This is a genomic window from Plantactinospora endophytica (assembly GCF_016862915.1).
Taxonomy (GTDB): Bacteria; Actinomycetota; Actinomycetes; order Mycobacteriales; family Micromonosporaceae; genus Plantactinospora; species Plantactinospora endophytica.
Genome location: NZ_BONW01000046.1, coordinates 88,238 through 100,105, shown reverse-complemented (window position 1 = coordinate 100,105; position 11,868 = coordinate 88,238). Strand labels below are relative to the sequence as shown.

Genomic DNA, 11,868 nt, shown 5'->3' with positions numbered 1-11,868 from the left:
TTCGATCTTTAATGTGAATCTCTGTCACGAAACTGACCGAATTCAATAATTGATCAGCCTCTATTATCGGCTCCGGAAACGCTGGAATCGTGAGACATCCGTCCACGGGGGAGGGTCCGACCGTGTCCAGTCGTACCGTGCGCAGCCGTACCCGTTGGTTGGTGGGCGCCTGTGCGCTGACCCTGATCGTCACGCTGGCGCCGCCGGCCAAGGGCAGTTGGGCGGAGGCGGCGCAGGTCCCGGCGCCGCCTCCCGGTCAGGGCCCGGTCGACCGGCCGATGCCCGCAGGCGTACGCCCCGACACCGCCTTCCCGCCGGACAAGCGTCCCCCCGTCGTCCCGCCGGAGGTACGCGCCGACGGCGCACCCCGGGCGCTCTCGAAGGCCGCCTGGGAGCGGCGTACCGGAGCCAGGGTGGCAGCCGAGGACAAGGTATTCACCGAGGTCCTGGCGCTGCCCGGCTACCTGCTCGACGACACCTCGCTGAGCCTCTACTTCAACGTCCGGGGCGACGCGCCGGACTGGTCGACCTGGCGGGTCACCGCCTTCGACACCGAGTCGCAGGCCGAACAGCCCTCCGTCACGCTCTCCCGGGACGAGATCGCCCGGTCCAACTGCTCCGGCCAACGCGAGTACTGCCGCTCCTTCGGCCGGGAGCACGGCTGGGTGCTGGATCCGGGCCGGACCTACCAGGTCAGCATCACCGCGATCCTGGACGACGGCCGCGAGATCGTCAGCGACCCGGCGACGGGTAGCCCTCGGACCGTCATCGACCCGCCGGCCATCCCACCCGGCCAGGCCGGCGGCTGCGGCTGCGGCAACGCGCTCGCGCTGACCAGCGCCGGCCAGGCGATCCGGGCCAACGGCGTCAACACCGCGACCGGCGCCTTCATCCAGGTCGAGCAGGACCTGGCGATGGCGTCTTTCGGGGTGCCGTTCGTCTCCGCCCGCGCCTACTCGTCGGTCAACGGCGTCGGGCCGTTCGGTGCGGGCTGGGCCTGGTCGTACGGGATGACGGTGACCGCCACCGAGGGCGGGGCGATCGTCCGGGCCGAGGACGGCGCCGAGGCGACCTACCGGCTGGACGGGGAGGACTACCGCCGGCCGCCGGGGGTGCGGTCGAACCTGCGCAGGGCCGGGGACGGCTGGACGTTGACCACCCCGCGCAACATCGCGTACGGCTTCGACGCGCAGGGACGGCTGGCCTCGATCACCAACCCCCGGGGCATGGGCGTGCGGCTGGCGTACACCGAGAACGGCATCACCGTCACGGACGCCTCCGGACGGGTGGCGAAGGTGGCGCTGGAAGGCGGCCTCATCCGCGAGATCAGCCTGCCCGACCACCGGAAGGTGAAGTTCTTCTACACCGGTCAACTGCTCACGGGGCACCTGGACGCGCGCGGCAAGCTCTGGAAATACGGGTACGGCACGAACGGCCTGCTTGCCACCGTCACCAACCCCGACAAGGTCGTCGAGGTCACCACCGAGTACGACGCGACCGGCCGGGTGGTGCGGCAGCTCGACGCGCTCGGCAAGCCGACCACCTTCGAGTGGCGGCCGGGCGGGCGGGTGGACGAGTCGGTCACCACCGATGCCGACGGGGTGCAGACCTACGACGGCTACCGGCGCAACGTGCTGATCCACACGCAGCGCGGAAACGGCGACACCGTGCACCACCGCTACGACGAGGCGCTCAACCGGGGCCTGGTGGTCAACGGCAAGCACAGCCAGCACCAGTCGGAGTTCGACCCGCAGGGCAACCGGACCCGGCAGCAGGCACCGCAGTCGATGGGCTTCGACGAGAAGACCGAGTACGACTCTCGCAACAACCCGACCAAACACGTCGACGCCAACGGCAAGGAGTGGAAGGACGAGTACAACCAGTTCGACGAGCTGGTGAAGAGCACCGACGCGAAGAACAACAGCATCACCTACGAGTACGACGAGCGCGGCCTGCTGATCACCCAGACCGATCAGCGCAAGAAGGTGACCCGGTACGACTACCTGCCGGTCGGTGACCCGAACAGCGGTCTGGCGCAGGCGGTCACCTCGCCGATGGGTCGCCGGGTCGAGTTCAGGTACGACAGGACCGGTCGGCAGGTCGCCGTCACCGACCCGCGCGGCACGGTGCCGCACGCCGACCGGCGCGACTTCACCACCCGCTACGAGTTCGACGACCAGGACCGGACGGTCGAGGTCCACGAGCCGGGCAAGGACAACCCGTGGCGGACCAGCTACGACGACCTCGGCCGGACGCATTCCCAGACGACCCCGCTGGGTGCGCGCACCGAATACAGGTACTTCGACAACGGGCTGCTCAAGACGGTCAAGGACCCGCGCCGAACGATGTCCTACACCTACACGGACGCGGGGCGGCGGGCCTCGGCGCGGCTGGAGCTGGACGACCAGCCGGACCCGGTGACGACGTACGCCTACAACGCCAAGGGGCTGCTGCACAAGGTCACCTCGCCGCGCGGCAACCTGCCCGGCGCGAACCCGGCGGACTTCACCACCACCTACTTCTACGACGCCAACGACAACCCGTTGCGGATGGAGCGCCCGTATCCGGGCGGGATCACCGTCAAGCGCGACATCGGCGTCGACGAGCTTGACCGGACGACGTCCAAGGTGGACGAGCACAACAAGGAGTCCAAGTTCGACCGGGACAACAACGGCCACGTCACCGCCACCGAGGACAATCTCGGGCGCAGAACCCGGATGGAGTACGACGACAACGGCCAACAGACCCACATCCGGGATCCTGAGCAGGGGGTTGTCGAGTACAAGTACGACGAGGCGGGCAACAAGACCCAGACGATCCGGGCGACCGGCGGCGTCAGCTCGTTTGTCTACGACGACGACGGCATGCTGGCCAGCTCCACCGAGCCCCGGGGCAACGTCGAGGGTGCCGACAAGGAGCGGTTCACCACCCACTACGAGTACGACCCGGCGGGCAACCCCACCCGGACCATCGACCCGCTCGACCACACCACGACGTACAGGTACGACGCGAACAACCGGCTCACCTCGGTAACCGACGCGAAGAACCGCACCACGCACTACACCTACCGCGACGACAACCTGCCCCGAACCGTCCGCACCCCGGACGCCCCGTACGACCGGGACGACCCGACCCGGCACGCGACCGTCTACGACTACTTCGACGACGGCCTCGTCGCCTCGGTACGCGACCCGAACGGTAAGCGGAGCTGGCTGTCGTACGACGACGGTGGGCGGCTGACCAAGGAGATCGACCCGCTGGGCCGGATCACCGAATACGGCTACGACGTCGAGGGCAACCGCACGTCGACCCTGAGCCGTTGGGACCACGAGCGACTCTCCCCGGCCGAGCGGGCCAGGCGCACCATCGTCGAGACCTACGACATCGTCAACCGGCGGGACTCCCGCAGCCTCGGCAGCGAGGGACCGCGCTACGCGTGGGAGTACGACGCCAAGGACCGGACCACCGCGTACATCGACCCGGCCGGCCACCGGACGGTCAAGTACGACGACGAGGACCAGATCGAGCTGGTCACCCGGGTCGAGGCGGGCCTGGAGGAGAAGTTCAGGTACGAGTACGACGCGCGCGGCAACATCAAGCTGCGCGAGTACCCGGACGGGACCAGGGTCTCCGCGACGTACGACGCGGACAGCCAGATGAAGACGCTGACCGCGGCGGGCGGGTCTGTCGGCGCCACCCCGGCGAGCTGGACGTTCGACTACGACAAGGCCGGCCGGCGGGAGGTCACCCGGCTGCCGGCCGCGACCGGGCTGATCGAGCGGCGCAGGTACGACGACGCCGGCCGGCTGACCAGCATCGGCACCGAACGGGCGGCCGAGGCGCCACAGGTCGAGTTGCCGGATGCCGGGCTGCTGGCCTTCGGTGACCGACCGGACCCGCCGACCGGGGTGACCGCACAGCCGGGCGCCGGCCTGGCGGTCGTCTCCTGGAAGCCGCCGAGGGACGACGACGTCGCCGGCTACACCGTGACCGCTGCTCCGGGCGGCCGGACGACGACCGTCGGCGCGACCGCGACCAGCGCGATCGTGCACGGGCTGGATGCCGGCACCGCGTACACCTTCACCGTCACCGCCCACGACAAGGACGGTGCCGGAGCGGCGTCGAAGCCGTCGGAGCCGGTCACCCCGGTGGCGCTGCCGCAGGACCCGGTCTCGACGTTCCAGCTCGAACTCGACGAGGTCGGCAACCCGAGCCGGGTGGTGACCACCCGGGGCGGCGTCTCCGAGTCGGTGGCGTACGCCTACGACAAGGTCGACCGACTCACTTCGGCCTGCTACGCCGCCACCTCCTGCGACGACAGGACCAAGCCCGCCGGGCGGATCGACTACCGCTACGACCTGATGGGCAACCGGACCAGCCAGAAGCGCAGCGGTACGGCCGGTGACGACACCACCAGCTACGAGTACGACGACGCCAACCAGCTCACCAAGGAGATCGTCCGCGAGCCGAGGCACGTCACCACCACCGAATTCGGCTACGACGTCAACGGCAACCAGACCCGGGCCGGCACCGACCGGTTCGAATACCACCTGGACAACACGCTGGCCAAGGCGAAGGTTGCCGGTCGGGAGGCGGTCTTCGGGTACGGCGCCGACGGGTTGCGGCTGACCGCGACCACCGACCCGGGCAGGCCGGAGCAGGCCACCCAGCGCTGGTCCTGGGATGTCGCCGGCACCCTGCCACAGATCGCTCTGGACAACGTGATCGATGCCGGCGGCCAGACGACGGAGAGGCGCGGCTTCACCTACGGGCCGGACGACGAGCCGCTGGCACTGTTGGACCCGGCCAGCGGGCCGCACTCGTACACCCACGACTGGCTGGGCGGCGTGGCGAACATGCTCACCCCGGCCGGCACCCCGGAGATCGGCTACGACTACGACCCGTTCGGCAACCCGCGCGCCGGCCCGACCCTGGGTGGCGGCGGCGCCGGGGCCGAGGCGCAGGCGAGCGCGCCGGAGAACCCGTTGCAGTTCACCGGGGGATACCAGGACTCGACCACCGGCAACGGCAACTACTACCTGCGGGCCCGGAACTACCACCCGGGTACCGGCCGGTTCACCTCCACCGATCCTGCGCCGCAGGGCAGAGCGGCCACCTCGCCCTACACGTACGCGGACAACAACCCGACCTCGTACACCGACCCGACGGGTGCGACGCCGGAGCCGACGCCCGCGACGGACACCCCTCAGGTGAACCCGGAGGACGTGGCCAGGGCAAACCAGATCCAGAGCAAGAGCGTGCTGGACGTGGTGCTGGAGGCCGGCGGCCAGATCCTGATGGAGATCCTCGGGATCAACGACATCCTGAGCTGCCTCAAGGGCGACCTCGGCGCCTGCGCTTCGATGATCATCGGTGCGCTGCCCTGGGGCAAGATCTTCAAGGCGAAGAAGATCGCCGAGGCCATCTTCCGGGCCGGCAAGGCGGTAATCACCTTCCTCAAGGAACTCGACTGGGCCCGGGCCATCCTCCGCAACGCGGAGCGGGCGGCCGAGGCGGCCAAGGCAGCGGCAGCGGCGGCGGCCAGAGAAGCGGCCCAGAAGGCGGCCGCGGCGAAGGCCGCCGCCGAACGCGCGGCCCGGGAGGCGGCGGCCCGGGCGGCGGAGCGGGCGAAGGCGCTTGCCGCAAAGGCCAAGGCGAAAACCAAGAAGAACTCGGAGAGCGGCGGCGGAGGTGGCTGCACCTGCAAGTGTGCCGACGCCAACAGCTTTGTCGCCGGCACCGAGGTCCTGCTCGCCGACGGCAGTCGGAAGGCGATCGAACTGGTCCGGCCGGGGGACACCGTACTCGCGACCGACCCCGAGACGGGTCGTACGGAGGCGCGCCAGGTCACCCGGACGATCCGGACCGACAGCGACAAGAAGTACGTCGACGTCACGGTCGAGGGAGCGCCCGGCGACGGGAACGTCCTGACCACGACCGACCATCACCCGTTCTGGTCCGTCACCCGGGGACGCTGGGTCGACGCGGGCGATCTCAGACCGGGTGAGCTGCTGCGTACCTCGGCCGGCAGCTACGTCCAGATCGGGGCGGTCCGGAAGTACCACGCCGAACGGATCACGTACGACCTCACCGTCGACGCGATCCACACGTACTACGTGTTCGTCGGGGACCAGTCGGTCCTCGTACACAACAACAGCGGCACCTGCCCGGCGAGATGGGCCGTCGACAGCAACGGTGTGACGAGCGATCTCCAGAACCCACTCAGCGACGGGCAGATCAACAACATCGCGGGTAACGCGTTCAAGCGTGACGTGGCAGCGTATCTTCGCGAGCAGGGACTGGACGTCATCACGGACGACGACAACCAGGCCGCGCTGACCTTCCAGACGCCGTACGGCAAGCGGATCTTCGACATCGGCGTCTGGGATCAGGACGGCCGGCTGCGCGGATACGTGGAGACGAAGTGGGGCAAGAAGCGGTACGGCGGGGAGCAGAAACTGAAGGATGACTGGCTGCGCGAGACCTACGGCTTCCTCATCGTCATCAAACAGAGCCATGACAGGCACGGAAACCTGCTGTGACGTACGAGATTGAGCTCTACTTCCAGGCGGGCGGGGCGTCGGCGGCCGACTTGGCCGACGCCCTGTCCGCCAGGATCGTGGCGCTCGACCCCGGACTCGGCTTCGCGGACGCCGACCTGGGTACGCAGGTCTGGTCCGGTTACGTCGGCAGGACCGACCGCAGTGACGAGCGGGCGGAGGTGCTGCTTCTGGAACTGCACTGCTCGCCGGAGCTGCTGCGGGCGAAGATCCAGGACCTCCTCCTCGACGAGGCACCCGACACCCGGGTCGCGGAGTCGGACGCGTTCGTCAAGATCACTCTGATCGGCGCGTACGTGGACTGGGCCGCCGTGCGGACGATCTGGCAGGCCGTGGATTCGCTCTGGCCGTCGATCCCCTACGACGAGACTTCGGGCTTCGACTTCGGACTCGACTCGGTACCGGGCGGCTGAACCGTTCCGCAGGGCGGCCAGTGCTTCCGGACGTTTCTGTCGTGGCCCGTCTCTATAGTCGACGCTCGGTTAACCGTTCGCCACGCACCGGTGGATTCGTGCGGATAACCCCCGTCCCAGGGACGCGAGGAATCGCCGCCGAGGATCGCAGCGCCGCGAGGAATCCGGGCGGGACCCGTGATGCCGGCCGTACCGGCGTCAGCGGCGTACCGGAGCGGCCCGCAGCCCCAGCGCACGCAGCTCCAGTGCCGCCAACGCGTCCACCGCCTCGGCGTCACCCCGCCGCCACGCCTGCGCCACGTCCGGGTCGATCCGGGTCAGCCGCCGGATCGGCTGGTTCGCCAACGCACGCAGCGCCAACAGGTCCCGCCCGGCCGGCGCCGACCGCAACGCCCGGGCGGCACCGGCCCGGCGTACCCACCGCAGCCGCAGCGGCAGCCACCCCATCAGCACCACCCCGAGCGGAAACACCAGCAGCGCCAACGCCAACGCCATCGCCAGGTCCCCGACCAACTCCTGCTGGTCCCGCCCCGCCTCGGCCATCGCCCGCGCCGCTCCGGCGGCCTTCTCGAACGGCGACGTCAGGTCGTCACCCACCACCGGCACCCGGCCGACCTTGCCACCCGCGTCGGCCAGGTTGTCGGCCAGTCCACCACCCGCCCCCTCCAGCTTCTGTCCGGGTACGGCGAGCTTCTGCACCAGGTCGTGCATCCACATCGCGGCCCGAATCCACAGGTAGATCCAGGCGACGACGAGCAGGTCGGTGAGGAGTTGACGGGCAGCGGTCGGAAAGCGATCGGCGTAGATCCTCATGCCGGTCAGCGTGCCACGGGTCGGTGCCGAGGAACACCGAGCGGGTGGCGCCCGGAGCCGCAGTCGGGGCGGGCGCGGTACGTACGCACGGATGGGCCGGGGAGCCCTCCCCGGCTCCCCGGCCCACCGGCCCACCGTCCTCCGTTGTCAGCCCCGGCCCGACACGATGGTGTAGTCGACCCCGCCCACCACGAACTTCTCGCCGAGCTCACGGGCCGGTCCGACCTGGAGCACCTGGAGCACGTACGGCTTCTGCGCCGCCTCGCCGGCCGCGAAGCTCAACTTCACGACGGGACGCTCCTCCGGATTGACCAGCAGGCCCCTGATCTGTCCCCGGCCCGGGTCGACCTCCAACTGGGTCCGACCGACCACCCGGACGCCCTCACCCGCCCGGCCGTTGCGTACCCAGCGCTCGAACAGTTCCGGGCCGAGATCGACCACGATCCGCACGTTCGGCACGACCTGGTCCACCGGCCGGAACACGAGGTCGAAGTTGGCTGGTACCGGCAGCCCGTTCGCCAGCGCGTACGGCCGGTCCGTCGGCGCTCCGCCCGGGTTGGCCGGGACGGTGTTGGCGTTCTTCCAGACGAGGTTGTTGTTGTACTGGGTGTTGATGGAGGTCGTCGTACCCTCGAAGTTCATCGGATCGGTCCCGGACTCCCAGCGGAGCAGGAGGCAGAAGTGCCCGATGGAGGGCACGTTCGGCCACTCGATGGAGGTGACCGTCTCGCCGGGCGCGACCAGCAGGGTCTTCGAGCCGATCGGGGTCCAGTGTGCCGGCCAGTTCGCGGCGCCACCCGAGGTGGTGTAGTACGCGCGCAGCGTGCCGGAGCTGGTCCCCGACCCGTACGGGCCCGGGTTCCGGAGCTTGGCGAAGATGTAGCTGGTCGACCCGACGACCGGGTTCGTGTGCGACGTGCACTCGATCGCGTCAGGGCAGATCTTGACGTCCGGGCTGTTGAAGAAGGACGAGTAGATCGCTCCGTGCGGCTCGTTCCCGACATCCGACGCGGTGTCCTTCATGAACGCGTCGGTACGCGCGGACACCGTCGCACCGGCCGTCGACCCGGCCTCGACGCCGCCGCCCAGGGCGGCGCCACTGGTCGAGACGGTCAGCAGCGTCGCCAGTACCGCGCCGAACAACACTATGGGAGTTCGGAGCAGGCGTGGACTCGCAGTGCTCATGGGGATTCCTTCTCCTCGGATACTGGGGCGATGAGTAATGAGGATCGCGCTCGCGCTTCAGCCGGCGAAACGACTCTAATCGAATGGTCAGAGGCAATGGAACAGGCGAATAAATCGATTGCCGCGCGTGCCCTCATTTGCCGGGGAGGGAGTAATTCTCGAATAAGGCGGAATGCCATCGGGAAGAATTACGCGCCTATTTGTATCAACGGAGCCGGAGCGCCCTCTTGTACGACCACAGGTGTCCGGGCACCTGCGTCGGGCACCGTGGAACAGCGGCGCGGTCGGCGGTTCCAGGGTGGTGGCCGACGTGCGGGTCGGTTCAGCCGAGCGGGACCCAACTGGTCGCCACCGCGTAGTCCGACGTCAACGCGTGTAGCTGGACCGGGCCGGACGGCGGCGGACCCAGCGAGAAGAAGCCGACCGGGTCCACCGCCACCTCCTCGTACGGGCCGTGTGGGGTGCGGGCGACGACCCGGCCGCCGCGAGCCGGCGAAAGCTGACCGACGATGCCGGTCGCGGTCACCTCGATCGCGACGACGACCGGACCGGCGTGGAACGCCAGGGCGCGGGTCGAGCCGGTGGAGCGGGTCAGCCCGGCGGGCTCGGGGTCGCACGCCGAGTCGAAGGTCAGCTCGGCGATGGCCAGCTCGGCGTCGACGGTACGCCAGGTCAACGCCGCGTACCCGGCGGCCAGGAACTCCTCCGGCGGCGGTCCCGAATCGCGCAGCGCGGCACCCAGCTCGCTCAGCAGGCCGTCGTCATCGGCCGGCGGCCACAGCCCCATCGCGGTCACCTCCGCTCCCCTCGGCATCCGGGGACGCCCCGACGAACGCGGCGAGCGCCGGGGAGTTGCGCAGCTTACGCAGGCAACGCGCCTGCGACGGGCCGATGCTGCCGATCGGCATGCCCAACCGCTCGGCGATCTCCCGGTAGCTGGCCGGCGGATCCGAGACCAGCAGGGACAGCAACTCCCGGCAGCGGGCCGGAAGCTGGCCGAAGCCGTCCCGCAGCGCCTGCCGGCGTTCCGCCCGGAGCAGGTTCTCGTCCGGTGCCGAGGGATCCTGCGGCAGCAGGGCGCCGATGGTCGCCTCGACGGCGTCGTCGAGCGGGTCGAACGGCTGGGTGCGCCGGCCGATCCGGACCAGCCGGTAACACTCCCGCCGGGTGGTGGTGGCCAGCCAGGTCGCCAGGGCGGCCGGCTCGCGTACCCGGCCCAGGTGCTCCACCAGACGCAGCCAGACGGTCTGGTTCACGTCGGCCGCGTCGGTCCGGTTCAACCGGTGTGCCCGGATCACCGACAGCACCAGCGGGGCGTATCGGCGGACCAGCTCGGCCCAGGCGGGTTCGTCGCCGTTGGCGGCGGCCGACACCAGGCCGGCGAGGATCTCGTCGGCCGCCGGGACGTCCGGTGCCGCACCGACCTCGGGACGCGTGGCGGAATCCGGACGCTCAGCCAACGAGTACGCCGTAGTCGGGGTGCCAGGCAGGATGGCCGAGCAGCACCAGGCGGGCCTGTTCGGCGTCGAGCCCGGTGGCACTCGTCACGGCGGCCAGTCGGCCCGAGACGTGTGCCGCCGCGAAGGAGGTGCCGGCCCAGGCCGCGTACCCGAGGAACTGCTTGGCCGGCCGTCCGGGCAGCAGCAGCCGGCCGTCGACGTAGGTGCTGGTCCGCTCGCCGACGGCGCAGGCGTCCGCCCAGGACCCGAAACTGCTGTACGCGGCCGGCAGCAATCCCGTCGCCCCCTCGCTCACCGCCGCCACCGCCAGTACGTCGGGCAGCGCGGCCGGCCAGGTCGGCCGGTTGGTGCCGGCGTTGCCGGCGGCCGCGACGACGACGCTGCCCGGCCGCCGGCCGGCGAGGACGTTCACCAGCGGCAGCGGCGGCAGGTCGTCCTGGGTGGAACAGCCCAGCGACAGGTTGACGATCGACACCTCCGGGCCGAGCCCGGCCAGCGCCGCCGCCAGCATCGCCTCGTCGCCGATGCCGATCGGGCTCAGCGCCGGCTCGGGGTCGAACCGCACGCCCGGCGCGGCCTGCCGGACCACCCCGGCGACGAAGGTGCCGTGCCCGCCCTGCGGGCCGAGCACGTCGCTGTGCAGGTAGAGCGGGTCCTCGTCGTCGACCTGCGGCAGGTAGCCGCCGCCGAGCCAGTCCGGATGGCGGGCGCCTGCCAGTCGCCAGACCCCGGTGTCGCAGATGCCCACCGTCACCCCGGCGCCGTCACCGGCGTGCGCCGGATCCGGTGCGGGCAGGGCGGCGGCTACCTGCGGCGGCCCGCCCGGGTTGCCCATGATGTTGCCGTAGCCCAGCAGCACGTGGTGCGGCTGCACCTTCGGGACCGGCTGGTTGGGCCACTGCCGGGGATCACGCAGTTTCGCCACCACGGAGGGCACGTCGGCCTCCCGCTCGAAGCGCAGCCGGGTGACGCCGGCGAACTCGCCGGCCGGGGTGACCGGATGCCCGGCCTTCCGCAGCATGACCAGCACCCGTTGGGTGTCCGGGTTGGCCACCAGCAACTGCCGGGGGCGGTAGAGGAACTCCCGGCCGGCCTCGCCGTGGAACAGCACGTCACGATCGGCCGCCAGCAGTTGCTGAAATGCCCGCTGGTACGCCTCGTCGTCGCCGTTGTCCGCGGCGGCCACCCCCGGTCGCAGTCCGACGCCCAACGGTGCGGCTGCGGTCAGCCCGAGCAACGCCATCAGATGTCGACGGGACAACCGACTGTTCGGGCGCGGCGCGACGGGGCGGTCAGGCGACACCGGTCCTCCCAAATGGACGAAAGAAGTGCGGTCGGCGAGCCAACTCCTCGAACATTCCCCCGGGGGCGTCAATTCTTTTCCAGCTATAGCCGATTGTCAATAATCATGGATCCGACAGGACCTCGGTGGAATCA

General features: G+C 70.1%; 7 protein-coding genes. 2 read left to right on the top strand and 5 right to left on the bottom strand.

The window, feature by feature from the left end:
- Nucleotides 1–122 precede the first annotated feature (122 nt).
- Together Pen02_RS38140 and Pen02_RS38135 are read left to right on the top strand one after the other, a co-directional pair.
- Nucleotides 123–6,542, top strand: coding sequence for a polymorphic toxin-type HINT domain-containing protein (locus Pen02_RS38140; RefSeq protein ID WP_239141948.1), 6,420 nt, complete (start codon nt 123–125; stop codon nt 6,540–6,542).
- On the top strand, nt 6,539–6,973 hold the full coding sequence (locus Pen02_RS38135; protein WP_203871068.1) for a hypothetical protein: 435 nt from the start codon (nt 6,539–6,541) through the stop codon (nt 6,971–6,973). The genes Pen02_RS38140 and Pen02_RS38135 overlap by 4 nt, the downstream gene beginning before the upstream one ends.
- Before the next feature lie 198 nt (nt 6,974–7,171).
- Here Pen02_RS38135 and Pen02_RS38130 read toward each other — a convergent pair whose 3' ends face one another.
- From Pen02_RS38130 to Pen02_RS38110, 5 genes are all read right to left on the bottom strand, one after another.
- The gene (locus tag Pen02_RS38130; RefSeq protein ID WP_203871067.1) at nt 7,172–7,786 is read right to left on the bottom strand and encodes a hypothetical protein; all 615 of its coding nucleotides are present in this window, start codon (nt 7,784–7,786) and stop codon (nt 7,172–7,174) included.
- A gap of 147 nt (nt 7,787–7,933) precedes the next feature.
- Nucleotides 7,934–8,971 carry a hypothetical protein gene (locus tag Pen02_RS38125; protein ID WP_203871066.1) on the bottom strand — a complete coding sequence of 346 codons (1,038 nt, stop codon included), beginning with the start codon at nt 8,969–8,971 and terminating at the stop codon, nt 7,934–7,936.
- 322 nt (nt 8,972–9,293) lie between these two features.
- Complete coding sequence (locus Pen02_RS38120) at nt 9,294–9,758, bottom strand: hypothetical protein (RefSeq protein WP_203871065.1); 465 nt, start codon at nt 9,756–9,758, stop codon at nt 9,294–9,296.
- Nucleotides 9,733–10,431 carry an RNA polymerase sigma factor gene (locus tag Pen02_RS38115; protein WP_239141947.1) on the bottom strand — a complete coding sequence of 233 codons (699 nt, stop codon included), beginning with the start codon at nt 10,429–10,431 and terminating at the stop codon, nt 9,733–9,735. Before Pen02_RS38115 ends, Pen02_RS38120 begins: the two co-directional genes overlap by 26 nt.
- A complete protein-coding gene (locus Pen02_RS38110) occupies nt 10,424–11,674 on the bottom strand; it encodes a S8 family peptidase (protein ID WP_203871064.1) in 1,251 nt (416 codons plus the stop codon). Before Pen02_RS38110 ends, Pen02_RS38115 begins: the two co-directional genes overlap by 8 nt.
- Nucleotides 11,675–11,868 lie beyond the last annotated feature (194 nt).

What these genes read in the sequence shown, in the direction of transcription:
- Pen02_RS38130 (WP_203871067.1), bottom strand. Translation starts at nt 7,786, where the DNA reads ATGAGGATCTACGCCGATCGCTTTCCGACCGCTGCCCGTCAACTCCTC.
- Pen02_RS38125 (WP_203871066.1), bottom strand. Translation starts at nt 8,971, where the DNA reads ATGAGCACTGCGAGTCCACGCCTGCTCCGAACTCCCATAGTGTTGTTC.
- Pen02_RS38120 (WP_203871065.1), bottom strand. Translation starts at nt 9,758, where the DNA reads ATGGGGCTGTGGCCGCCGGCCGATGACGACGGCCTGCTGAGCGAGCTG.
- Pen02_RS38110 (WP_203871064.1), bottom strand. Translation starts at nt 11,674, where the DNA reads ATGGCGTTGCTCGGGCTGACCGCAGCCGCACCGTTGGGCGTCGGACTG.